The 25,647-nt window shown below is 53.5% G+C and carries 19 protein-coding genes; 8 read left to right on the forward strand and 11 right to left on the reverse strand.

The features are described 5' to 3' along the window. The 8 genes from QRN61_RS04635 to QRN61_RS04670 form a co-directional block, all read right to left on the reverse strand. Positions 1–930, reverse strand: coding sequence for a GNAT family protein (locus QRN61_RS04635; protein ID WP_285373336.1), 930 nt, complete (start codon positions 928–930; stop codon positions 1–3). Beyond that, positions 927–1,874, reverse strand: coding sequence for a glycosyltransferase family 2 protein (locus QRN61_RS04640; protein ID WP_285373383.1), 948 nt, complete (start codon positions 1,872–1,874; stop codon positions 927–929). Before QRN61_RS04640 ends, QRN61_RS04635 begins: the two co-directional genes overlap by 4 nt. Beyond that, complete coding sequence (locus QRN61_RS04645; protein WP_285373337.1) at positions 1,871–2,980, reverse strand: DegT/DnrJ/EryC1/StrS family aminotransferase; 1,110 nt, start codon at positions 2,978–2,980, stop codon at positions 1,871–1,873. The genes QRN61_RS04640 and QRN61_RS04645 overlap by 4 nt, the downstream gene beginning before the upstream one ends. A gap of 30 nt (positions 2,981–3,010) precedes the next feature. After that, complete coding sequence (locus tag QRN61_RS04650) at positions 3,011–4,741, reverse strand: hypothetical protein (RefSeq protein WP_285373338.1); 1,731 nt, start codon at positions 4,739–4,741, stop codon at positions 3,011–3,013. Between the two features lie 240 nt (positions 4,742–4,981). After that, positions 4,982–9,286 (reverse strand): glycosyltransferase, encoded by a 4,305-nt coding sequence (locus tag QRN61_RS04655; RefSeq protein ID WP_285373339.1) that lies wholly within the window; start codon positions 9,284–9,286, stop codon positions 4,982–4,984. Next, a complete protein-coding gene (locus QRN61_RS04660; protein WP_096794936.1) occupies positions 9,279–10,631 on the reverse strand; it encodes an ABC transporter ATP-binding protein in 1,353 nt (450 codons plus the stop codon). Before QRN61_RS04660 ends, QRN61_RS04655 begins: the two co-directional genes overlap by 8 nt. Beyond that, positions 10,621–11,448 (reverse strand): ABC transporter permease, encoded by an 828-nt coding sequence (locus tag QRN61_RS04665; protein ID WP_096794937.1) that lies wholly within the window; start codon positions 11,446–11,448, stop codon positions 10,621–10,623. The genes QRN61_RS04660 and QRN61_RS04665 overlap by 11 nt, the downstream gene beginning before the upstream one ends. 586 nt (positions 11,449–12,034) lie before the next feature. Next, positions 12,035–12,973: a glycosyltransferase family 2 protein gene (locus QRN61_RS04670; protein ID WP_150368270.1), complete on the reverse strand. Its 939-nt coding sequence runs from the start codon at positions 12,971–12,973 to the stop codon at positions 12,035–12,037. Between the two features lie 623 nt (positions 12,974–13,596). Between QRN61_RS04670 and QRN61_RS04675 the strand changes: the two genes are divergently transcribed. The 4 genes from QRN61_RS04675 (at position 13,597) to fabF (ending at position 18,207) form a co-directional block, all read left to right on the forward strand. Then, the gene (locus QRN61_RS04675; RefSeq protein WP_502942566.1) at positions 13,597–15,459 is read left to right on the forward strand and encodes a polysaccharide biosynthesis protein; all 1,863 of its coding nucleotides are present in this window, start codon (positions 13,597–13,599) and stop codon (positions 15,457–15,459) included. 110 nt (positions 15,460–15,569) lie between these two features. Further along, entirely contained in the window at positions 15,570–15,905 is a 336-nt protein-coding gene (locus QRN61_RS04680; RefSeq protein WP_285373341.1) for a ComEA family DNA-binding protein, read from the forward strand. A gap of 212 nt (positions 15,906–16,117) precedes the next feature. Continuing rightward, a complete protein-coding gene (locus QRN61_RS04685; protein ID WP_285373342.1) occupies positions 16,118–16,915 on the forward strand; it encodes an SDR family NAD(P)-dependent oxidoreductase in 798 nt (265 codons plus the stop codon). A gap of 17 nt (positions 16,916–16,932) precedes the next feature. After that, entirely contained in the window at positions 16,933–18,207 is a 1,275-nt protein-coding gene (fabF, locus tag QRN61_RS04690; protein ID WP_285373343.1) for a beta-ketoacyl-ACP synthase II, read from the forward strand. Here the strand turns inward: fabF and QRN61_RS04695 are convergent. The 3 genes from QRN61_RS04695 to eat form a co-directional block, all read right to left on the reverse strand. Continuing rightward, positions 18,204–18,761, reverse strand: coding sequence for a TetR/AcrR family transcriptional regulator (locus QRN61_RS04695; RefSeq protein ID WP_285373344.1), 558 nt, complete (start codon positions 18,759–18,761; stop codon positions 18,204–18,206). The two genes, fabF and QRN61_RS04695, sit on opposite strands and share 4 nt — an antisense overlap. Before the next feature lie 159 nt (positions 18,762–18,920). After that, on the reverse strand, positions 18,921–19,088 hold the full coding sequence (locus QRN61_RS04700; protein WP_003226857.1) for a DUF2897 family protein: 168 nt from the start codon (positions 19,086–19,088) through the stop codon (positions 18,921–18,923). Between the two features lie 127 nt (positions 19,089–19,215). Continuing rightward, complete coding sequence (gene eat, locus QRN61_RS04705) at positions 19,216–20,580, reverse strand: ethanolamine permease (protein ID WP_027612450.1); 1,365 nt, start codon at positions 20,578–20,580, stop codon at positions 19,216–19,218. A 399-nt stretch (positions 20,581–20,979) separates the two neighbouring features. Here eat and kdpF point away from each other — a divergent pair, with 399 nt between their 5' ends. The 4 genes from kdpF (at position 20,980) to kdpC (ending at position 25,523) form a co-directional block, all read left to right on the forward strand. Further along, entirely contained in the window at positions 20,980–21,069 is a 90-nt protein-coding gene (gene kdpF, locus QRN61_RS04710; protein WP_007963673.1) for a K(+)-transporting ATPase subunit F, read from the forward strand. A gap of 8 nt (positions 21,070–21,077) precedes the next feature. Continuing rightward, positions 21,078–22,772 carry a potassium-transporting ATPase subunit KdpA gene (gene kdpA, locus QRN61_RS04715; RefSeq protein WP_027612451.1) on the forward strand — a complete coding sequence of 565 codons (1,695 nt, stop codon included), beginning with the start codon at positions 21,078–21,080 and terminating at the stop codon, positions 22,770–22,772. Between the two features lie 10 nt (positions 22,773–22,782). Beyond that, positions 22,783–24,846 (forward strand): potassium-transporting ATPase subunit KdpB, encoded by a 2,064-nt coding sequence (kdpB, locus tag QRN61_RS04720; protein ID WP_285373345.1) that lies wholly within the window; start codon positions 22,783–22,785, stop codon positions 24,844–24,846. Between the two features lie 131 nt (positions 24,847–24,977). Then, entirely contained in the window at positions 24,978–25,523 is a 546-nt protein-coding gene (gene kdpC / locus QRN61_RS04725) for a potassium-transporting ATPase subunit KdpC (RefSeq protein ID WP_285373346.1), read from the forward strand. Positions 25,524–25,647 lie beyond the last annotated feature (124 nt).

Consider the following 25,647-nt stretch of genomic DNA (forward strand, 5'->3'; position numbering starts at 1 on the left):
TCAAATAACTTTAACGAATACGTGCGAGGATTTTCCATAGGAGTATCCAAGTTTTTCCCATGTTCTAATGACTGCTTTGTTCGTCGACTGTGTGGTCATGAACGCAACATCTATACCTTTGTCCTTGAAAATATAAGACATTTCGGAAATAAGTTTGACATACCAACCTCGGCGCTTTTCACCGACGGCAGATAGTATCATACGTGCTGATGATTTATCCGGTATTGATGGATTGGCCGGAAGTAGATTAGCCGTTAGAAAAGCGTCTGCGCTGTTTTCATCTGGATTGGGCACAAGTGTAATGTCAGCAAATCCACGCACCGAGTTTTCTACGAATGTTGCTAGAAATTTATCAGCAATCTGCTCACTAAAAAAATAGTCTGCGTGAAATCTATCAAAATCATTTCGCGATTTCATTGCTGTAGATTTCAGATTTTCAATGTCAGCGAGTGTTGCATCTCTTACAGGAAACCGCTTTGGATAGTTATAACTTTGGATCTGATCTGTATAGTAGGTCAGTCGAGTTTCAACTAGTCGCCATTCTGATAGGCAAAGTGCCTGGATTGGGAAAATGGCTTCGGAGGGTATTTCTGCAAATAGATACGCACTCCCATGAGCTTCCTTAAGTTTTAGTGAGAGTGAGTTGATGCATTTTCTATAAGAGTCGATTGCTGGTTTTGCAATCGACTCGCTGCACATCAGTTCAATACGATAGGTGGGTACTCCAAAATATTCAGAGTCCCATTGAAGATGGCGATAATAGACTGTTGTTTGGTTTTCATCGTCAGAAAATAGGGCGATATTCCCTTTTTTGAAATCTGTCTCCAGGTTTAATAGTAGCTCACTTCCCAGAGAGTTATGAAGCTTATGGAGAAAGCTTGTAGGGCTGAACTGAGCTGCTTGCGCAATAAGAGTATCTGGATAGTTCATGAACGTTTGCCCATAAATTCATGTGTATTGAGAACCACATTTAAAGGTCGTTGTTTGGTGTTTTCGTAGGTTCGCCAAGCGTAGGAGCCTACAATTCCTAGCCCAAACAAGTTTATTGATCCGAAGAACACAATCGACAGGATAGTAACGGCATATCCTGGAACGGTTATTTCACCTATGAGCTTGGACAGAATGACTAAAAAACCAAAGAGAGCAGCAAGAATTGCCGTTCCACCTCCCACTCTAGTCAATAGACGTATAGGCAAATCCGTAAAAGCAAAAACACTATCCATTAAGTAATTAACTTTTTTCTTCAGCGTCCAAGCTGATGTTCCGTGCTGCCGCTCTTGCCGCGTATAAGTGATCAACTGACGTTTGTATCCCAGCCAGAAAATTTGTGCAATCAGGGAACTGTGTCTTTCCTCCAATCGTAACAAAGCATCCCGGAAAGCTAGGCTACACGCAAATACATCTACCCCCCCGGGTGGGATTTCAGGAACGATATAACGACGATAGAATCCCCAAAATAACCCAGCCGCCAATCGACTGAAAAGCGGATCATTACGACCTTCTCTTACTCCGATTACAACATCTGTCGAACTATCTTCGATCAGCCGGGTATTCATTGCTACGACCAATTCAGGTGGTTCTTGAAGGTCTGCCGCCATCACCGCGAAACGGTCGCCAGTACCGACTTCGAGCCCGGCACGAATGGCCGCAAAAGATCCAAAGTTTCTACTTAAAAGCACAAGTTTTGATTTGAACTCGGCATTAGGAAGCGAGTCACGCAGGATTTCGTAACAACGATCAGGGCTGCCATCAATTACAAACACAACCTCCAATGCAGAGTTGAGTTCTTTATTCATCGAACTCAACTCCGAAAGCAGGTCTGGGATTGAGCCCTCGTTGCGATAGACAGGGATCACCAGTGTTAACAAGATTATTTCTCCTTAAAGAAGTAAGCGGTTACTGCGCTTATTACACGCTTAACTTCTTCATCAGTCAAACCGGGGAAACAAGGCAGTGAAATAACCGTTTCACATGCACGTTCGGTTTCTTCCAGCGACGTTGTTTGAGGAGCGGCGTATGCAGGTTGGTTGTGATCGGCGATCGGATAATGTATATCCGTGCTGATTAGTTGTTCTTTAAGTGCCGCTGCAAAGGCGCTTCGATTCTTGACCCGCACAACGTAAAGATGACCAACATAGTCTTCTCCCACTGACGACGGGAGCTGCATATCCAGTCCGGAAAATGCGTCATTATAGCGTTTAGCGATGGACCGTCGCTGCGCATTCCAATTGTCCAAATGCGGCAGTTTCATACGAAGAATGGCTGCCTGCATCTCATCAAGGCGGCTATTCCGTCCACCTGGGATTGCTACCTGATATTTCTGTGACCAGCCATATTGGCGTAGCTGCTTAATTTTTGCAGCCAGCTCGCTGTCGTTCGTAACCACGGCCCCGCCATCACCCAACGCGCCAAGGTTTTTTGTGGGGTAGAAACTGAAGCAGGCAACGGTTCCGAAGCTGCCAGCCTGTTTTCCATTCCGCCGCGCCCCGTGAGACTGTGCGCAGTCCTCAAGAACGGGTACGCCAGCGGCGGAGGCTATCTTGATCACCTCTTCAATATTGGCAAGCTGTCCATAGAGATGAGTGACGATTACGGCAGATGGTTTAGTATCAATTACCTTGGAAAGAGACTTGGGGCACAGTGTCAAAGAGACCGGGTCTATCTCAATATACAGAGGGGCTGCACCCACTGCATGGATTGCGGTGCTTCCATAGAAACCGGCGTTTGCGACAGCGACTACGCGATCATTAGGCTGTACTCCAAGGCCTTTAAGTGCGAGTTCCAATGCATCAGATCCGTTGGCAACGCTGATGCAATGCTGTACACCTACATAGTCCGAAAATTCTTCTTCAAATTTATTTACTTGCTCGCCTAAAATGTACCAGTGGCTGTTTAAAACGTTTTCTATAGGTTTTAAAAAATCTAGCCCGGTGTTAGCTATTGGGGCAGAGAAAAGTGGGATCGTTTTGACGTTTAACATAAATATATAACCCTATGGTTTAGAAAGATATTAGTGAGCAATATTTTCTCGGCAGCGAACTTCGAGGTCACCCAAGGACAACAGTTGTGGATTTACAACCGGGTCGAAGCGCAATGCATCTAAAAATCCACTCTCGCTCGTGATGTTGAAAGAAATCGTACCATCAGTATTGCTGATCGATATGATCTTTGAGTCATGCTCACTGAAAGATGATTTTCCATTAGGCAGAAAAAATAATTGAGTGAGATCGCTGCCTGAGATTTTTATGTTCGCATTTACTTCGAGTGAGCGGCAGTTGCGAAGCATTTCAGGTTTGCCTGTCGTTATCAATAAGTTAGGATCGTACTCTGTCTGGATCTTTATATCGCTCGAAGAGTCATTTACCTGATAGGCGTTAGTCAAACGAATTTCATTTTTGTGTTCGGAGAGTCGGTATAGCGGAGCGGGCGTATTTATACCAAGTGGAATGGGAATGTAAAAAAGATCACGGGTGAAGGACGCACCAGTGCGTTTGGCATTTGCGATAGCTTTGTTTAGGTCACTTAGCTCGAGCTGTTTGCAGAGCAAGTTTTCATTCGCTTGTGTTTTTTTCTGTAGGCATTGAATACCCTCTACTCGACTTTGCATTGTCGCTTGATAAAATTCTTTATGATCAAATACATTAGAGTATTTGATGCCGGAAAAGATTAGTGTTGTGAAAATAAAGGCAGTGATGTACGTAGCGACTCCACTCGTCTTTTTTTCTAAAATCTTAATAAAAATGGCCGCGGTGATCCAGGGCCACAGTATAGTGATCCAGTAAAAGTGAAAACGATAAAAGCCAAAGGAGAAAATATCCAAAAATGTCGTGATGTTTTCAGGTCTTAAGTGTGTTCTGCCGGCTGCTATCAATAACAAATAAAGGGAAGTTGTTACAATCAAACTTGAAATAATGATGGTAAGGGAAGTGATTTCGAATGATTGTTTTTTTAAAAAGCAACGTTTTATTAGTGTGAAGACAATGAAGCTGGTAACTGCTAGTGCAATAAGGGTTATACCAAGAGATAATAACGGATGGCTGACGGGTAGCATCAAAGAGCGGGCTACCTTACCTAACAAAAAAAGCCAGAAATCACTCTCCCAAGGATACGCCATAGGTGCATCGGCTCGATGCGTACCGTGCTGAACTCCTACAATCACCCAGAGTTGGGCACAGCTAGTAACTACGGCTGGAATGAGAAGGCTCAAGCCTGACGCCAACAAGCGATTCTTGTTAGGTGTATGGATAAAAGCTTGCGCGGCAATAAAGGTAAGACTCAAACCTAAAATGGCGAATGCGCCACTAATGTAAGATAGCCCCGAAATAAAGCCGATGCAGATAATTAATGGGGTCGTCCGTTTTGTTGTCCAGCTTTCTGACAGTGCCAGATACAGACATGCTAAAACGCAGACCAACGGAATGGCTTGGTGATAAGCTAAATTTGACCAACCCCAATAGGTGTCAGGTTGCACTATCAGAATTGCAGTACTAAATGCACAGGCTCTAGCAAAAAAATTTTTAATGCTTATTTGTAGTAATTTCCACTGTAGGAACAGCAGGGATCCAAGTATGGTGAACAAGGATATGAACTGGTACGCAACTGTATTTCCGTCTAAAAATTTGAATGCCATTGCATCCAAGAACAACCCGATAGGACTCAATGTGTCGTTAACTGAGGTGAAAAGATAACTTGGCGATATGTCTCCCATGGTATCGTTCCGATACTGGCGCCAGTCATCCATAAGAGGCATATCAATGCCGAATCGCAACCATGATACCAAATTCAAAATTAAGCTAAGAATTGGAAGTGTTATCAATAAATAGCTCAAACAAACTATCAGTTTTGAAGGCGTATTAGAGTCAAAAGCTCTGTAATGGTTATGCATTCGTGTACCTAAATGGTTGCGCGCGCGTCTCAAGGGGATCTAGGTCAAATTGTAGGGCGCCTGAAGCGGCGCTCTAAATTTGATTTAATTGCATTGTCATAGTTTTATTCTAGGTGGCCAAGCAAGTCCAAAGTCTTCATGATCAAGAGTCAAATTTGGATTGTATGCATAATCTTTTTGTATGTTGGGCCAGCGAGCCTGAATATACGTAATTTCTTTCATGAAGCGTTGTTGCTTTTCTGGGGTGTCTTCTAATCCCCGAGTCGCCGATTCGTGATGATACATCTCTGCGAATGGAGTCCACACGTTTTTGTAGCCGGCTTCCTGCACACGTAAACAGAAGTCGACATCGTTGAAGGCGATTTTCAAGTGCTCTTCATCCAGACCGTCTACTTCATCAAATATGGACTTTTTGATGATCAGGCAGGCAGCCGTCACTGCAGAAAATTCCTGAATCAAACCAGCCCTGCAGAAATATCCATAGTCCCCTTTAGGAAGATACTTGTGCGAATGACCAGCGACTCCACCTACGCCAACGACGACTCCGCCATGTTGTAGGCGATCATCTGGGTACCACAGACGCGCGCCGACTGCTCCAACACCTGGTTGCATAGCAATGGAAACCATTTCCTCCAGCCAGTCTGGCGTAATTATTTCGATATCATTGTTGATCAGCCCGATCACTGAGCCATTGGCTATGCGCGCTGCACCATTATTCAGTGCTGAGTAATTGAACGGGCCGTCGTCTCGCAATACACGGATATTCGGTTCTTGATCAATCTCGGAAAAATACTTCAGTGCCTCGGCGTCATCTGATCCGTTATCTATCAGGATAATTTCGTAATTCGGGTAAGTTGTCAGCTGGTTGATACTGTCGATACATTGTTTAACCAATCCATGGGCATTTCTGGTAGGGATGATGAGACTCACCAGAGGCAACTGTTCCGGCAGTTTATAGTGGACTCGGTACATACCCATCGGTAGGAGTTCAGTATTACCGATCTCGCCCTTGCGCTGCAGATGCTCGTCAAGGGCCTTAACGCCGGCGAGGGCTGCGTAGGGCTTCTCATCGCCAGCCATTGCAGTGCTACCGGAGTGAATGCGCCAGTGGTATAGAATTCGCGGAATATGAATGATTTGTTCGCGCTCGAGATGTTCTACACAACGAAGAGCCAAATCATAGTCTTGGGCTCCTTCGAAACCTGCACGGAATTGCCCAACGTTGGTCACCAGGTCTCTGCGATAGACGCCCAAATGGCAGATCATGTTCTGGGACCGAAACAGATATTCGTTCCAGTCAGATTTGAAATAAGGTGAGCTTCTTTTACCATCAGTGCCGATTTTGTCTTCGTCGGAATAAATCAGACCAACACCTGGATTTTCAATAATGGTACGAGCAACCCAGTAAAGAGCATGCTCTGGCAGCAGGTCGTCGTTATCCATCAAAGCAATGAATTCACCCTGAGCCAATTCCAGTGCCGAATTGCTGGCCTTGGAAATATGTCCGTTCTCGGTACGGAACACTACTTGAATACGCTTATCTTCATTTCTGAGCGTTCTAAGATATTCCTGTACCGCGGGTTGCGTTGAAGCATCGTCAGCAATACATAGCTGCCAGTTTGGATACAGTTGTGAACGAATGCTCTCTACGGCTTCGCGCAGTAGGTCGATAGGAGGGTTGTAAACAGGCATGATAATAGAAATCATCGGCTTGCTTGCCCATTTCCTGATTTCCTCGCTCATGCGCCAGCGACCGTTATCATCGATCGTGTCGTAGTAATCAACCCATCGTGCGTAATCGTGACGATCCGGGACTTCGCGAGTCTCCTGCCCGACGAATGCGAATTCGCTAGCGCCGTTAAGGTAGCGAATCCGCGCGATGATTCCAGCCGCGCCTTGTTGTTTCCAGACGCTCAGTGCTTTGTTGGCGGTATTTTTTATGCCGCCACCGCGACGAATTGCGGATGGCAAAATTCGGAGAATCTTCTGCAAACGACGTATCAGCCGTACAGATTTGCGCAACGGTGCAGTTATCTTCCAACTGGTAGAGCTTTGCATGCCAATAATCTGTAGGTTCAGATTATGAATATGCGTATCTTTTTGAATTTGTTGCAGGGTGAGCTGGCTTTCAAGCTGTTCGATTTTTACATCTTTATTTTTTATTTCTGTAAATAAAGTCTGCAGTTTCTCTTGAGTGGCATTATGCAGTTCAGCATGCTTCGTGGTTTCAAGTAAAAGCTGTTGCTCTAGTTTTTTGTGCAAAGCTAAAAGTTTTTCAGTCGACGTCGTTTCGTTTATCACAGTAATCTCTTGAGCCAACTGCTCATCCGTAAGTAATGTCAAGTCTATTTCCAATGATAACTGACCAAGATCACCGAGAGAAATTAGTTCAAGAGGCAGTATCAGGTGTGGATCATTATTGACAGGAATAAAAAGTGCGGCATTGTCTAATCGGCTGAGTTTCACTGCACCCGAATTGATTTCGCCATTTCCCTGCCATAGCCAAACAGATTGGCCGTTACGAGAGAGCTGCATTCGGCTAATGAAGTAAGGCTGTCGGGTACTTACTGGATCCAATCGCAACTTATTGCATTCAGCGGGGATGTCTTTCAGACAGAAGACGATCGTTTGCGCACCCGTTGTAAGTTCTTGATTTATTGTTTGAGCTTCGGAAAAGGAATACGCAGTGTTCCCATAATACAGCGTTGCAGTGGCACCCTTGGCTTCCGTGACCCCTCTAGCCTGAACGCTTTTGTGGGGCGACCAATCCAAGAAGCTTGAAATGTTTCGGCCTGTCACGTTCTGCTGGAAACGAGCTTCTTCGCCGATATAGCGATCGAGGTCGACAGGGGTGATTTGCAGGCCGACGTTCCCCAGGAGCTCAATAATGAATTCTTGTCGACTCGGGGTTGAATGACCGGAGTATGTCGGAGTAGCGCTAGCTAGCAACAGAAGCAACGAGCGCATTAGTAAGTGGCCGAGCTCCACGCCCTCGGCCAATTCCCATTCGATATCGATCAAACAAGGGGAGCCGTCCTCCTTGATCACAATGTTGTGAGGCACGGCGTCGATATACTTGCCGGGCAAGAGATCTTTAATATTCTTCAGATCAACATTCACGCCGTCGTCGAGCAGTAAAACTCTGAGCTTTTGAAGATAAGCTTGCAGAAAGGGAGTAAAACTTGCGGGCGTCCAATCAACATCCGAAGCCTTCTCCAAAAACTGTTGGCTTAGAACGTGGCCGGCTGCATAAGCGTCTGTATCAGGAAGCACATAATTAAAGAGCTTGTTTTCTTCATGGACTGCTTTCTGAGCCAGTCGGCGATACCGAACCTCAATGCCTTGCTCTGTCTTGACGAATTTCGATTCTTTACAATATGGGGCCCGTCGACCGGTGCTGTAATGATAAGCGAGGATGGTCTTTGCAATGGTCGGCGCTCCATCACAAGACGCTGCAATCAAAAAGGAGTTCGCCAGGTCCATACCGAGGTCATTGTCGATGACGACCGGCCAGGCTTTCTCAAGATTGAAGTGGGTGGTTCCCGGCAACTGCGGATCTTTTTTTACGTTCTGCCAAGCGAGTGCGGCAGCGTCAAATTCCTGGGTCGCAAATCCTGCTTCGGTGATGATCGAATTTGGAAGCTTATAATCCGGACTCGGCGACAAAAACGTCGAAGACTTGAAGCCTGCAAGCTCAATTAATCGTTGCAGTTCAGCACGACCGAATGTTTTCGGTTGTCCATCAGCATATCGTCCTTCAATTCCATACATTGGAATACTGACGTGGTCTTCCGGGGCGCCTGCGAAATATTTCAGCCCCAACTGATTCTCTATCGCGATGAAAAGATGCCCGTCAGGTTTGAGCATGCTCCGAATACGCTTGAGCATTGCATACGCAGGATCAGCGTCAGCGCTAAACATGCTGGCGTATTCCAAAACACCAATGAGCGTGATTGCATCGAATTGCTCGTCACTTTTGAAGTCGTCGAAGCGTTCCGCCAGTACGGTCACATTGGCAAGACCGCGAGTGCGGCTTGCAGCAATGGCTGCACGGCGTGGGCTACCTTCAAGGCTGAGCAGTTGCGCGCCGCACTCGCCCAGGAATCGACTGATGGCGCCGCAACCTGCGCCGATTTCAAGAACCCGCCCCTTGAGCAGATGTTCGAACGGACGCAGGATATTTCCGCGTATGGAACTCAAGTGATACAGCGTTGCCCAGTCGGTGCAATGTTGAGGCAGTTCCTCGGACAGAACAGATACATCCGCAGCTTCACGTATGATCGCAGCCAGTTTGTTTTCGGATGCATCGCCATCGCTGTAAGCGATTCCTTTGTAGTCGGCACGAACCCATACCCCGGTCTGTTCATCGCGGTTGTATCCGTAGCGTTCAAGTTCAAACATTGTCATTTACCAATTTAATTTCCATGGAGGCACCTAAATCAATCAAGCCAAGCACTTCCGGCGTGGGCGCGACGACAAAATGAATCGAGTCGTAACGGCGGTCGTGGGGCAAGACATCTTCACCGGATCTTGATGCGACTCCGACGGAAATAAAGTAATCACCTGTTGCAAGCCTATTGATAAATTTCACACAAGCTGTTGCTTGTGTACCGGCAGAGCCGATTGTTTGCATCGATTCGCAATCGAGCAGGTACGAATTGGTACCGTATACCGTTACGCCTTCTTTGGTCTTGATGGTGAAGCCCAGAATTGGGCTGACAACCATGTGGCTAAATTGTATCGCGAGATTAATCACGATTTCCTCACCCGATTCAATCGTGTTCGGATACTCGCGTCCGCTGGCGCTCAGATGGAAGTCCAGCAGCGAAGCAGCCCCATCACCCCAGCGGTATTCATGGGAGTTGTAGCCGGGACGACTCTCGTAGGCGCCAGATTCAAAATTCATCTTCACTGCATCGACGGACAAGATTTTGGGTGCCGCCACTGTTTTCGGTGCATCGTCTTTTTCTACCCGTTTTTCACGGCCGAAAAGGATGTCCATGTAACGATTGACCACTGGTCGAGACTCGCCGATCAGCTCCACACGACTGTCGTTAATCAAAACCGCTCGAGAGCAATGGGTCACCACCTGCTCACTGGAGTGGGTAACGAGCAGAATACTGGTGCCGTTATCTTTTAACTGCCGCAAGCGTTCGAAACACTTGGCCTGAAACCGTGCATCACCGACTGACAGTGCTTCATCGACAATCAGAATGTCTGGATCTACCTGAGCCTGGACGGCGAAAGCCAGGCGCACAGCCATACCGCTCGAATAAGCTTTGACAGGTTGATCAATGAACTCGCCAATGTCAGCGAAACCGGCGATAGCATCGAACCTGTCATTGACTTCGTCACGTGTCAGTCCAAGGACCGCGGCATTGAGGTAGATGTTCTCCCGGCCGGTAAACTCCGGGTTGAAGCCCGAACCAAGCTCCAATAGTGCGGCGATACGCCCTCGGGTCTCGATCGTGCCCGTAGTGGGGGTCAGTGTGCCGCTGATAATTTGCAGCAGGGTGGATTTTCCGGAGCCGTTGCGGCCCACAATGCCAACGGTTTCACCTTTTTTGACATCGAAGCTGATGTCGCGAAGAGCCCAGAATTCTTTGCCATAAGAGGTGATTTCGTCACCTGCCCAGCGTTGAAGACGCGGCATGATGGCCTGCTTCAAACGATCCCGAGGTTTGTCATAGGTATAAAAGCACTTCGAGATGTTTTGTACGCTGATTGCGACGTTATCAGAGGACATCAGCGAATCCTTTTCGTGTTTTCTGAAAAAACCAATATCCGGCAGCGGCGATAATTGCCCCAATCACCACTGCGAGGCACAGGCTACCCCAGTCTGGTAACTGCCCAAAGAGCAGGACGTTGCGGCTTTCTTCGATGATGTAGGTCAGTGGATTCAGTTGCAGCCAGGGCCTGTAGACTTCGGGAAGCGCTGCTACCGGGTATAACACCGGCGACAAAAATAACAGCACGGTAGTCAGCACCGCGATTACGTGCCCGACATCCCGCAGGAATACACCGAGAGATGCCAGAAACCAGCTGACGCCAAGTGTGGCCAGTAGCAGCGGCACCAAAAGCAGCGGAAATAACAGCGCTGTCCATTGCATGGTGTGCGTGAGAATCACTTGAGCGATCAGCAGGACAACCAGACTGATAGCGCTATGGAACATGGCTGAGCCCAACGTGATGACGGGAAGTATTTCCAGAGGAAAAACCACCTTCTTCACATAGTTGCCATTTGTCAGAATCAGCGAAGGCGCTCGATTTGCACATTCGGCGAACAGTCCGTGAATAATCATCCCGACAAAGAGAAGGATCGCGAAGCCTCCTTTGCTGGGATCCATGCCGACCCAGCGAGCCTTGAATATTTCGGAGAACACGAAGGTATAAACCGCGAGCATCAATATCGGGTTAAAAAAGGACCATGCGAGACCCATCACTGAGCCCCGATAACGCCCTACGACCTCTCGAGTCGTCATCTGGGCAATCAGTTGGCGGTTGTGCCACAAGCTTTTGACAAGACTGACAGGGCTGCTTGCAGGTGAAAGATGTGGGTTCACTAAGCGGACACCTCTGTGTCTTGGAGCAGGTTAGCTGCCTGATCTGTAGCGGACAAGGTAGTTGCCTCCTCAAGGGGTTCAGTCGAAGACGCTGGCTCGCTCGTTCCCGGCCAGACTACGCTCGTCGACAATTGGTTGAATTTATTGGTCACGTACACGGGGGAAGGGGGGCAGCGTCAGGCGAGCCAATATTCAGGCCATGAGTGCATTCATCCGGTTCCTCTGGAATAGCCATGAATGTAGTCGTTTTCGTCATGCGTTCTCAGCTTAGGGAAAAGTGATACCAATGCCGTGGACGTCATTTCGTGAACCTTCATTCATCCTTGACGTGGTGACCAAAGTCCAGTCAACAACTGGCGTGTAACGATACCGGCTGGGAGGTATAACGCTTCACGAGAGGTTGAGACCCTTTTCTCATGTCTCCTGGCGCAGTCTAAAAAGTAGGATTTCCAGAAATGCCAATGCTCAGCGAGCCTCGCCGGAGGCGGGCGGCACATTACCATATGTGAGCCGCAGAGGCATCCATGCCCCCACGTTCAGACGTCACCAGTGCTGTACGCTCTTTCGGCGAAATAAAGTTCACTGCTCAAATTTTGTTCAGGCATGCTGCTACGAAGAGGCTGATGTTTCCTGGCAGCGTTTGACGATGAATCCCCGACTTTTTCATCAGATAAAGGCGCTTGAATAAAGGGCTTTTACGCGCTTGTTCGAAAAGATCCATGGCCCGCTGGTTTTGGGCGGTCAGGTGATGACGAAAGCAATGCAGGATCAGCAGGTTGTGGGTACTCCATTCACCGAAGCGGCCCGACCACATCCGTCCAATACGAACCAAGCGTTCGCGTGCGCTATTATTTGCGCCAATTAGGTTTTCGCCGTGTTGTCGGTAATCCAGCGAGGGGCGATGATCATAGATGACCACTCCACCGCAGCCGGTTATGATTAAGTAGGTCAGCCAGTCATGGGCGACGATGACCGCGTCATCAGGCGTCTGCGCTAGTAGATCCCGCGCTTGAGAGTTGATGAGCATAGTATTTGCGCCAGCGATGCTCTGAACCAACGCGTTGGCGAATGTGGGTGACGCCGAGAATAAAGGTGAAAACCCCTGAATTTTTTTGTCAGCGGAAATTAGGCGGGTTCTTGAGCAGTAAAGCGCAGGGGCAGCAGAAACGGCTCGAATCTTTGCCAGGCTTCTTTCCAGTTTGTCCGCAAACCAAATGTCGTCTTGATCACTGAATGCAAAGTAGTCTGCAATAATTGACTGATTTTTAACCAAGGATAGGAAGTTTTTGGCGAAGCCATTTCGAGGGCCATGGAATATGACCAGTCGGTCGTTGCCCAATATTTGTTGATACCGAGTCAGAAGCTTGAGCGTGTCGTCTGTGGAACCATCGTCCGAGGCGTAGATTACCCAATTTTCGTGGGTTTGACTGATGAACGACTCCAATTGCTCTTTGAGAAAATTTGCGCCGTTGAAAGTGCAGAGTAAGATGGCGATCTTTGGATTTAATGTATTGATTTCAGACATTTCCTTCGTCGTAGAGTGCAAGTTCAAACCCTGTGGCTGCGTAGTCATTTTTGTCTCAAACGTTCCGAATCACGTAAATCTCAAGATGCATTTGACCTTAGGCTGAGCTGGTAGCGTGCAGCTGAAGGAGTGGCGATTCAGGCTGTCTTGGCGGAACGGAGCTGAAAGGGTATGCCTTGGTAGCCATTTTAAAAGGGTTCAGGTGAAATGTCTGTCTCGGCCGCACTTTAAGAGATCTGCGCAATCGAAAGGTTCTGCAACGGCCCAATTTTCGTAGCTTTTTCGAGTGGTCACGTACAGTGGCTGCGCCGGTGCAGGGGAACGCCGTAGCAAATGACGCGATAGTGTCAATAGGAGCTTTTGCATCGCATTTGTACCGGCTAAATTGAAGTGATTGCGGACGCTTACAGAGCTGAGCACCTGAAAGGACTCGCCAGCGGTGCAACAGTCGGTATTCGGGAAAAGGAGCGTAAATAGTGTTCGATGATGTTACAGATGGGGTCCGACGCTATTTGGTGAGTTTGCCTCGTCGGCAAAAACGGCTGATTCAAGTCACCACTGATGTTTTCCTGGTGTGGTTAGCCCTCTGGCTGGCATTTATCGTTCGGCTTGGCATCGACGATATGTACAATCCGTTGCGTGTCCATTTGTGGCTTTTCGGCTGCGCTCCTGTCGTCGCGATCCCTTTGTTTATCCGTTTTGGAATGTACCGTGCTGTCATGCGTTACTTCGGCAATGATGCACTTATTGCGATAATCAAAGCGGTCAGTCTTTCTTCTCTGATTCTCGCGGTCGTCGTCTACTGGTACAGCAACCATGAAACCGTTGTACCTCGCTCCATCATTTTTAATTACTGGTGGCTTAGCCTCGTCATCATTGGCGGTCTACGACTGTGTATGCGCCAGTATTTCATGGGCGACTGGTTCAACGCGGCCCAACACGTGCCATTTGCAAATCGCGATGATGGTCTTACCAAAGTCGCGATTTACGGTGCTGGCGTAGCGGGTAATCAGCTGGTTGCTGCGTTACGTATGGGACGCGTCATGCGTCCGGTAGCGTTTATCGACGATGACGCAAGCATCGCGGATCGGTCAATTTCAGGATTGCAGGTATACAAGCCCAAGCACATTCAACAAATGATCGATGTAACTGGCGCGCAGGAGATCCTTCTAGCGCTTCCATCATCTACTCGCGCCAGACGACGAGAAATTCTCAACCTGTTGGAAGGTTTTCCACTGCATGTTCGAAGTGTTCCAAACTTCACCGATCTCGCTAGTGGTCGTGTCAAGGTGGAAGACATTCAGGAAGTCGACATCGCTGATTTGCTCGGTCGGGATTCAGTGCCGCCGCAGAGTGACTTGCTGGAGCGCTGTATCAAGGGGAAGACGGTCATGGTGACCGGCGCGGGCGGATCCATCGGGTCAGAGCTTTGTCGGCAAATATTCTCCCTCGAGCCTAAAACACTGATTTTGTTCGAGCACAGCGAATTCAACCTATACAGCATCTTGTCGGAACTTGAGCAGAGAGGAGCTCGCGAGTCATTATCCATCAGGCTTTTACCGATATTGGGTTCTATCCGCCACCAACACAAACTGCTGGATGTCATGAGAACCTGGGACGTTGAGACGGTTTACCACGCGGCTGCCTACAAGCATGTGCCTATGGTTGAGCACAACATTGCCGAAGGTGTTTTGAACAACGTGATTGGTACGCTCAATACTGCTCAAGCGGCATTACAGTGCGGTGTGGCTAACTTTGTGTTGATCTCCACTGACAAAGCCGTCCGTCCAACTAATGTCATGGGCAGCACAAAGCGCTTGGCGGAACTGACACTTCAGGCTTTAAGCCGTGAGATCGCTCCTGTGTTGTTCGGTGACAAGGTCAACGTTTCCAGAGTCAACAAAACCCGCTTCACCATGGTCCGTTTCGGCAATGTGCTGGGTTCGTCGGGTTCGGTAATCCCGCTGTTTCACAGCCAGATCAAATCAGGCGGCCCACTGACGGTCACCCACCCCAAGATCACCCGCTACTTCATGACGATTCCGGAAGCTGCGCAGCTGGTGATTCAAGCCGGATCCATGGGGCAGGGTGGTGATGTCTTCGTGCTCGACATGGGGGAACCCGTGAAAATTGTCGAGCTGGCAGAAAAAATGATCCACCTGTCCGGCTTGAGCATTCGTTCCGAGCGCAACCCGCAAGGCGATATTTCCATTGAGTTCACGGGTTTGCGGCCAGGTGAAAAGCTCTACGAGGAGCTGTTGATCGGCGACAACGTAGCAGCAACGTCACATCCGATGATCATGACCGCCAACGAGGATCACCTTCCTTGGGATGTACTCAAGGCTCGCCTACACGAACTGCTCGTCGCAGTCGAAAATGATGATTACTCACGAGTGCGTCAGTTGCTGCGCGAAACCGTGAGCGGCTATACCCCCGACGGCGAAATCGTCGACTGGATCTACCAGCAGCGCCGCCTGGAACCCTGATTGTTTCACATCCTGTAATAGACGCATTTTTGACACCCGCCAACCATCGCCTAAGTTTGGAGAGCAGCTTCGGAAAAGCTGCTTTCCCAAACGATGATGGAGCGTCATTTATGCGTAACGGTTTTTTCTACTCTCTGGTTTTTGCTTTGCTCACCAGTGCTTCAATCGCTGTAGCGGCGGCACCTGCCGTTGTCCCGAACACGGAAAAGGCAACGATGGTGAGCGATACCGTTGCGACGTCTACCAGTGAAAAGGTCGATCTCAACGGGGCGGATGCGATAACGCTGCAAAAACAGTTGTCCGGAGTCGGCGAGGCGAAGGCTAAAGCCATTGTTGCGTATCGTGATGCTAACGGGCCATTCGCCTCGGTGGATGAACTGCTTGAAGTGAAGGGCATCGGCAAAGCGATCCTGGATCGCAACCGCGATAAGCTGGAAGTGAACTAAGCTGATTATTCAACGCCAAGGGGCCGGTCATTGACCGGCCTTTCTGCTTTCTGGTGGCAGAGATGCGACAGAGGGAGTGGCGTCGCGTTTGTCGGTGAGCTGAAAATTATGGGTATCATATTGTCTTTGGATTATGCCTATAATAATTTCCGTCACCTCCAGGCAAGTGAGCGTTGGAGGCCTATCTCCCAATATGTTTCAGGAGCGCTCTCATGAATTCCGCACAATCCCAAGGTACTGCTCTGGTGACCGGCGCATCGTCCGGTATCGGTGCCATCTACGCGCAGCGACTGGCGGCGCGTGGTTTTGATCTGCTGTTGGTTGCGCGTGACAAAGACCGCCTGGAAAGTGCTGCGAGCCAGTTGCGAGACGCCCATGGCGTTCAGGTCGAAGTGCTCAAAGCCGACCTGACGCAAAAGGATGATGTCCTCAAACTCCAGCAACGCCTGCGCAGTGATTCAAGTATCACCCTGTTGGTGAATAACGCGGGGGTCGCAGCCGATGGCCTGCTGGCCAATTCCGACGCCGAGCAACTGGAGCGTCTGATCCAGTTGAACGTCACCGCCGTGACGTTGCTGGCCTCAGCCGCTGCTGCCAGTTTCGCCAAGGCTGGACGCGGCACGATCATCAATATCGCCTCGGTGGTGGCGCTGTTTCCAGAACGCTTCAATGCAACCTACAGCGCGAGTAAAGCCTACGTGTTGAGCCTGACTCAGTCGCTCAACGCCGAGCTCGAAGGCACTGGCGTGAAGGTGCAAGCGGTGCTGCCCGGCGTTACCCGCACTGAAATCTGGGAGCGTTCCGGCATCGACGCCAGCGGCATTCCGGCGGAGATGGTGATGGAGGCCGGCGAGATGGTCGATGCGGCGCTCGCCGGTCTGGATCAGGGCGAGTTGATTACCATCCCTTCGTTGCCGGATGAGGGGGAGTGGCAGGCATTTGTCCGTGCGCGGCATGTCATGGCACCGAATCTGTCGCGCAGCTCCGCGGCCCAACGCTATAAAAATTGATCAGAGGTAACTGCGGTATGAGTCAGCGTCGAATTGTTGTCACCGGTATGGGCCTGGTTTCGCCTTTGGGCAGTGATCTCGAGATTGTCTGGCAGCGTTTGCTCGCCGGGCGCTCGGGCTTGCGCAATTTGCCGGAGGCGGTGAGCGCAGATCTGCCGACCCGGGTCGCCGGGATGGTGCCAACGGCGGCGGAGGACGTCGAGGCCGGTTTCGATCCGGATCTTGCCACGCCGCCCAAAGAGCAGAAGAAGATGGATCGCTTCATCCTGTTCGCTATGGAAGCGGCGCGCCAAGCGTTGGCGCAAGCCGGATGGCAGCCGTCCGAGGCCAAGGATCAGGAGCGCACCGCGACGATCATCGGCTCCGGTGTTGGCGGGTTCGGTGCAATAGCCGACGCCGTACGCACCACCGACGGTCGTGGCCCGCGTCGTCTGTCGCCGTTCACCATCCCATCGTTTCTGGTCAATCTGGCGGCCGGTCATGTGTCGATCCAGCACGCTTTGAAAGGCCCGCTCGGCGCACCGGTGACTGCTTGTGCTGCCGGGGTCCAGGCAATCGGCGATGCTGCGCGGATGATTCGTGCCGGTGAAGCGGATATCGCGGTTTGCGGCGGCGCGGAAGCCTGCATCGATCGGGTCAGCCTGGCCGGTTTTGCCGCGGCGCGAGCGTTGTCCAGCGGTTACAACGACACCCCCGAACGTGCCTCACGACCCTTTGATAGTGGTCGCGATGGTTTCGTAATGGGTGAGGGCGCCGGTCTGCTGGTGATCGAATCGCTGGAGCATGCACTGGCCCGCGGCGCGCAGCCTTTGGCTGAGCTGGTCGGTTATGGCACCACTGCCGACGCCTATCACCTCACCGCCGGGCCGGAGGACGGCAGCGGTGCACGACGCGCGATGCAGTTGGCGCTGGCTCAGGCGGGTGTTGCGCCGGAGCAGGTGCAGCATCTGAATGCGCATGCGACCTCAACGCCGGTGGGCGATCTTGGTGAGTTGGCAGCGATCAAGGCGCTGTTCGGTACGGAGAATAAAATCGCCGTGACTTCAACCAAATCCGCCACCGGGCATTTGCTCGGCGCTGCCGGCGGACTGGAAGCGATCTTCACCCTGTTGGCCATCCGCGATCAGGTCGTCCCGCCGACGCTCAACTTCGAAAATCCGGATCCGGCGAGTGCGGGTGTAGACATCGTTCATGGTCAGGCACGGTCGATGCCGATCGAGTATGCCCTGTCCAACGGTTTCGGTTTCGGCGGGGTAAACGCCAGTGTGCTGTTCAAGCGTTGGCAGGCTTAGTCCTGCGATTGCTTGAGGTGGTCGCGAGTGACGTCGAGGATGCGCTGGGCAAGCTCGGCGTCAGCGACACTGCGTGACAGCAAGAGCGCGCCGACCAGCGTCGACATGATGACGATGGCCCGGTCGGCGCTGTTGTCGCCCTCAAGAGTGCCTTCGATTTGACTCAGTCGGGCATTGAGTACCGCATCACTGGTCGGGCTCGGCTGGCCGCGCAGACCCAGCTCTGAGGAAATGGTCAGCAGCGGACAGCCTTCGTGCGGGGAGGTCTGATGCCATTCGGACAGGTAGGTGTCGATAAACGCCTGCAGCGGCTGTTCCTTGGCAAAGATCTCGGCGCACAGACCATCGACTTGATTGCTTGCCTCCTGCAAGGCTTTCTCGACCAGTTCGTCCTTGGATTTGAAGTGCGAGTAAAAGCCGCCGTGGGTCAGCCCCAGCGCTTTCATCAGCGGTTGCAGACCGGTGGCACCGATGCCGTCTCTGCGAAATCGCGCCGAGGCTTCCTTGATGATCCGCTGATGGGTTTGAGCTTTATGATCTTGCGAGTAACGCATGTGGAACTCTCCGCAACAAGACCACCATCTTAACCAAGGTAAATGACATGGTGACTGTACTTCTACTTCTTAAAAGCGCTCCGCTGAGTCCAATACGATCCTTGGAGTTAATACTCCGCACAAAAAACAAACCCCGCCGATTCAGGCGGGGTTCTTCGTTCAGCGATCCTGCGCGTCTTTGATGTCCGCTTCGGCGTTACGCTGTGCAACGCGTTTGCGTTCTTCATCGGTCAGTTCAACCTTGTTGGCGGTGTCGCGCAGCATCATCAATCCGCCAACGATCGAGCCGATTGCAACGACCAGAATCAACCAGGCATACCAGGGCATAACGGCTCTCCTTAATGGCAGCTCGGCGGGCGAGGGTTTCGCCAGCGACGCTGCATACCACTTTGAGCGAAGTGAGTTCGCAGTGGTTCCATTCTAGGCCGGTTACGCCCGGTGTACCCGAAATCCCTCAGCGGCCGGTCAGCATTGCATCGGCCGGAGCGTCAGCGCGCAGTTGCCCGGTCAGCAGGAAGTAGCCGAAGCCGACTGCCATGAAGCCGAGGAAAATCAGTCCGATCAGTGCATTGAACCAGGCCATGGCGATCAGACACACCACCGCCAGCACCAGTGCGATCAGCGGAATCAGCGGATAGCACGGCGCACGGAAAGTCCGCTCGAGATTGGGTTCGGTTTTGCGCAGCTTGAACAGGCTGAGCATGCTCATGATGTACATCACGATCGCGCCGAACACGGCCATGGTGATCATCGCCGCGGTGAGGGTCATGCCGCCGAGGTTGATCAAACCATCGCTGTAGATCGCGGCGATGCCGATGATACCGCCGGCGATGATCGCCCGGTGCGGGGTCTGGAAGCGCGAGAGTTTCGCCAGCGAGGCCGGCAGGTAACCGGCACGGGCGAGGGCGAAGAACTGCCGCGAGTAGCCGAGGATGATCCCGTGGAAGCTCGCCACCAGACCGAACAGGCCGATCCACACCAGCATGTGCAGCCAGCCGGAATTGTCGCCGACCACGGTCTTCATCGCTTGCGGCAGAGGGTCATTGATGTTCGCCAGGGTGCGCCAGTCACCGACGCCGCCTGCGAAGAACATCACGCCCATCGCCAGCAACACCAGGGTCAGGATCCCGCTGATGTAGGCCTTGGGGATCGTGCGCTTCGGATCCTTGGCTTCTTCGGCAGCCATCGCCGCGCCTTCGATGGCGAGGAAAAACCAGATCGCAAATGGAATCGCGGCGAACATCCCGGCAATCGCTGGCGGCCCGAACACATCGGAACCGGCCCAGCCATTCAGGGCAAAGCTACTGAAGCTGAACGCCGGTGCGACCACACCCATGAACACCAGCAATTCGATCACCGCCAGCACGCAGACGATCAGTTCGAACGTCGCGGCCAGTTTCACCCCGAGGATGTTCAAAGTCATGAACACGATATAGGCGCCGACTGCCGCGTGTTTCGGGTCGAGCGCTGGAAATTGCACATTCAGGTAGGCGCCGATCGCCAGCGCAATCGCCGGAGGTGCGAAAACGAATTCGATCAGCGTGGCCAGCCCGGCGATCAGCCCGCCTTTCTCACCGAACGCACGACGGCTGTAAGCGAACGGCCCGCCGGCATGGGGAATCGCCGTGGTCAGTTCGGTGAAGCTGAAGATGAAACAGGTGTACATCGTGGCGACCATGAACGAGGTCACCAGAAAACCCAGCGTGCCTGCCACGCCCCAGCCGTAACTCCAGCCGAAATACTCGCCGGAAATCACCAGCCCGACGGCGATGCCCCACAGGTGCAAGGTGCCCAGCGTGGGTTTGAGTTGTGTGTTCATGCGCTTGCTCCCGGAACGATTTGGAAAGCTCGGGGGAGGGCGTGTGCAGCGGGCGTGCCATTGCTGGGAGTCAGGTCGTAATGCGCTGAAAGCTGTCGTATCGGGGATGTTCGCGGCTGGATGAGCATTTTTTGTGCGCCAGTTGGGTGCGATGTTGTCGGTTATGCCGTCTTCGCGAGCAGGCTCGCTCCCACAGGGGAATGCATTTCAAAATGTGGGAGCGAGCCTGCTCGCGAAGAGGCCAGCCCATACGGCGCAAAACCCCGCTGTAACGCCAGCATAAACCCACTCTTTACGCTTTCTTTATGCCCAGCTAACCCCCTCGGTCTCGTTCCTTTACAGCCTCCTTTCCGACAATGCCTCCACACGCGGCAATACGCCGTAACACGGAGATCTTCCATGAGCGTTCTGGACGGGGTGTCCCTGCTGTTGGCAGCCGGGCTGTTCATTTATCTGTTGGTTGCGCTGTTGCGCGCGGATCGGAACTAGGAGCGGCTATGCACAGTTATGACTATTGGCTGATCCTCGCGTTTTTTGCGGTGGTCTTGCTGCCGGCGCCGTTCCTCGGGCGCTTTTACTACAAGGTGATGGAAGGTCAGCGCACCTGGCTGACACCGATTCTCGGCCCGGTCGAGCGCGGTTGCTATCGGATTGCCGGGGTGGATCCGCAGGCTGAGCAGAGCTGGCAGAAGTACACGCTGGCCTTGCTCGCGTTTAACCTCGCCGGTTTCCTGCTGCTGTTCGCGATCCTGTTGTTTCAGGATCACCTGCCGCTGAACCCGCAAAACCTGCCGGGCCAGGAATGGACTCAGGCGTTCAACACCGCGGTCAGTTTCATGACCAACACTAACTGGCAGTCCTACAGCGGTGAAGCGACCCTCAGCTACCTGAGCCAGATGGTCGGTCTCACCGTGCAGAACTTCGTCAGTGCCGCCACCGGTCTCGCCGTGCTGGTTGCGCTGTGCCGTGGCATCGGTCGCAAGTCGACCAAGACCCTGGGCAACTTCTGGGTCGACATGACCCGCGCAACCCTCTACGGCCTGCTGCCGCTGTGCCTGCTGCTGGCGCTGTACCTCGTCTGGCAGGGCGTGCCGCAGACCTTCGCGCAATATGTGAACGCGGTGACGATGCAGGGCGTTGATCAAGTGATCCCCCTTGGCCCGGCGGCCAGCCAGATTGCGATCAAGCAACTGGGTACCAACGGCGGTGGCTTCTTCGGTGTCAACTCGGCGCATCCGTTCGAGAACCCGACCGCGTGGAGCAACCTGTTCGAACTCGCGTCGATCATTCTGATTCCGGTAGCGCTGGTGTTCACCTTCGGTCATTACGTGAAAGACCAGCGTCAGAGCCGCGCGATCATCGCCTGCATGCTCGCACTGTTCCTGATCGGCGGCGCGACTTCGCTGTGGGCCGAATATCAGCCCAACCCGGCGCTGAACAATGTCGCGGTCGAGCAGACCGCGCCACTGGAAGGCAAGGAAGCACGCTTCGGTACCACCGCCACCGTGCTGTGGTCAGTGACCACGACTGCGGCGTCGAACGGTTCGGTCAACGGCATGCATGACAGCCTCAACCCGCTCAGCGGCATGGTCGCGCTGGTCAACATGATGGTCGGCGAAGTGATCTTCGGCGGCGTCGGTGCCGGGCTCTACGGCATGTTGCTCAACGTGCTGATCGCAGTGTTCCTCGCCGGCCTGATGATTGGCCGCACCCCGGAATACCTGGGCAAGAAATTGCAGGCGCGGGAAGTGCAATTGCTGGTGGTGACCTTGCTGGTGATGCCGGTGGGCGTGCTGGTACTCGGCGCCATCGCGGCGGCTTTGCCTGGCCCGGCGGCGACCATCAGCAACCCCGGCCCGCACGGTTTCAGCCAACTGCTGTACGCCTACACCTCGGCCAGCGCGAACAACGGTTCGGCTTTCGGTGGCCTGAGTGCCAACACGCCGTTCCACAACCTGATGCTCGGTCTGGGCATGTTGATCGGTCGCTTCGGCTACATCCTGCCGGTACTGGCCCTGGCCGGCAGCCTGGCGATGAAGAAAACCGCACCGATCGGCCAGAACAGCTTCCCGACCCACGGCCCGCTGTTCGTGACCCTGTTGACCGTGACCATTTTGCTGGTGGGCGGCCTGACCTTCCTGCCGACTCTGGCGCTCGGTCCGATTGCTGAACACTTGAGCATGGGCTTCTAAGGAATCGATCATGAATATGCATGTTCCTGCAAAACCTGCGGTGCCGACCCAGTCGGCAGAAGCACCGAAAACCGCGATCTCGGCCCTGTGGCGTCCGGCGCTGGTGCAAGCCTTCGTCAAGCTCGACCCGCGCCAGCTGGTGCGTTCGCCCGTGATGCTGGTGGTCGAACTGACGGCGATTTTCACCACCGTGCTGTGCTTCATCCCGGACAACGTCGTGCCGACTTTCGTCGCCGCGCAGATTGCCCTGTGGCTGTGGTTCACCGTGCTGTTCGCCAACTTCGCCGAGGCCTTGGCCGAAGGTCGCGGCAAGGCTCGCGCCGACAGCCTCAAGGCTGGCAGCGAAGGCCTCAGCGCGCGGCGCAAACTGGCCAATGGCAGCTTCAAGGTGGTGCCCGCCGCCAGCCTGCGCAAGGGTGATGTGGTGCGCGTCGAAGCGGGGGAGATGATCCCCGGTGACGGCGAAGTCATCGAAGGGATCGCGGCGGTCAACGAAGCGGCGATCACCGGTGAATCGGCGCCGGTGATTCGCGAGTCCGGCGGCGATCGCTCGGCGGTCACCGGCAACACGCGCCTAGTGTCCGACTGGTTGTTGGTGAAGATCACCGCCAACCCCGGTGAGTCGACCCTCGATCGCATGATCGCCCTGGTCGAAGGCGCCAAGCGCCAGAAGACCCCGAACGAAGTCGCGCTGGATATCCTGCTGATCGGCCTGACCCTGATCTTCCTGCTGGTGGTGGTGACTCTGCAGCCGTTCGCCCATTTCGCCAACGGCAACCTGCCGCTGGTGTTTCTGGTGGCGCTGCTGGTCACGCTGATTCCGACCACCATCGGTGGCCTGTTGTCCGCCATCGGTATTGCCGGGATGGATCGACTGGTGCGGCTGAACGTGATCGCCAAATCCGGGCGCGCCGTGGAAGCGGCCGGTGACGTGCACGTGTTGCTGCTGGACAAGACCGGCACCATCACCTTCGGTAACCGCCGTTGCAGCGCGGTGTATGCCGCGCCGGGTGTGAATGGTCGCGAACTGGCCGAAGGCGCGTTGTTTGCCTCGCTGGCGGACGAAACCGCCGAAGGCAAATCCATCGTCGAGTACCTGCGCGGTCTGCACCCACAAACCGAGCCGGCGCTGGATACGTTGACTGCCGTGCCGTTCAGTGCGGAAACCCGCTTGTCCGGTGTCGACTATCAGGGCCGCGTGTACCGCAAGGGCGCAGTCGATTCGCTGCTGGCCTTCCTCGGTCAACAACGCTCGGATCTGGCCCCGGCACTGTCGCGGGAAATCGACAAGATCGCGCAGAGCGGCGGCACGCCGTTGCTGGTCTGCGCCGACGGCAAGCTGCTGGGTGCGATCCATCTCAAGGACGTGGTCAAGCCAGGCATTCGCGATCGTTTTGCCGAGCTGCGCAAACTGGGGATTCGCACGGTGATGGTCACCGGCGACAACCCGTTGACCGCTGCGGCCATCGCGGCAGAAGCGGGCGTCGATGACGTGCTCGCCGAAGCCACCCCGGAGAAAAAACTGGCGCGCATCCGCCTTGAGCAGAACGACGGTCGTCTGGTCGCCATGTGCGGCGACGGTGCCAACGATGCCCCGGCGCTGGCCCAGGCTGACGTCGGCATGGCGATGAACGACGGCACGCAAGCCGCACGCGAAGCCGCAAACATGGTCGACCTCGACAGCGACCCGACCAAGCTGCTGGACGTGGTGCAGATCGGCAAGGAATTGCTGGTGACCCGTGGTGCGCTGACGACGTTTTCCATCGCCAACGACGTCGCCAAATACTTCGCGATTCTGCCGGCATTGTTCGCCGCGATCTATCCGCAACTGGGCGTGCTGAACATCATGCACTTGACCAGTCCGCAGAGCGCGATCCTCTCGGCGATCGTCTTCAATGCCTTGATCATCGTGGTGCTGATTCCACTGGCACTGCGTGGCGTGCGCGTGCAGGCAGCGAGTGCCGCGGCACTGCTGCGGCGCAACCTGCTGATCTACGGACTGGGCGGGATTCTGGTGCCGTTCGTGGGGATCAAGGCGATCGACATGCTGCTCACGGCTTTGCATTTGGTGTGATCCATTCGCGAGCAGGCTCGCTCCCACATTTGCAATGCGGCCTCCTGTGGGAGCCAGCCTGCTGGCGATGAAGTCGACTCGGTCTACCTGAATTAACGCGGTATCCGCTTTCTGAATTCGAGGATTTTGCAATGTCCACAATGATACGTCCGGCCCTGAGCCTGCTGGTGCTGATGACCCTGGTCACCGGCGTGGCCTATCCACTGGTGGTGACTGGCGTCGCCCAGGTCGCTTTCCCTGAACAGGCCAATGGCAGCCTGGTGCACGACGCCGATGGCAAGGTGCGCGGCTCGTCGTTGATCGCCCAGGATTTCGTCGGTGATGCGTGGTTTCATCCGCGTCCTTCGGCGGGCGCCTTCGCGACCGTTTCCAGCAGCGCCAGCAACCTCGCGCCGAGCAATCCGGCGCTGGCAACTCGGGTAATCGACGACGCCAACAAGTTGCAGGTGCCAGGCCAGGGGCCGGTGCCCTTGGCGCTGCTGACCACCTCCGGCAGCGGCCTCGATCCGCACTTGCCACCGGCGGCAATTGCCTATCAACTGGCGCGTGTCGCGCAAGCGCGCAACTTGCCGGTGGCGACCTTGCAGCAACTGCTCGATGCGCACATCGAACAGCCGCTGGTGGGGCCGCCGGTGGTGAATGTGCTGGAGCTGAACATGGCGCTGGAAAAACTCTGAACCGGCGGCGCGGCCATTCGCGAGCAGGCTCGCTCCCACAGGAATACGTGTTCCAAATGTGGGAGCGAGCCTGCTCGCGAAGAGGACCGAAAGAACACCGCATAACTATCTGGAAGAGAGAACA

It is taken from the genome of Pseudomonas sp. lyk4-TYG-107 (genome assembly GCF_030209055.1).
GTDB classification, from domain to species: Bacteria; Pseudomonadota; Gammaproteobacteria; order Pseudomonadales; family Pseudomonadaceae; genus Aquipseudomonas; species Aquipseudomonas putida_A.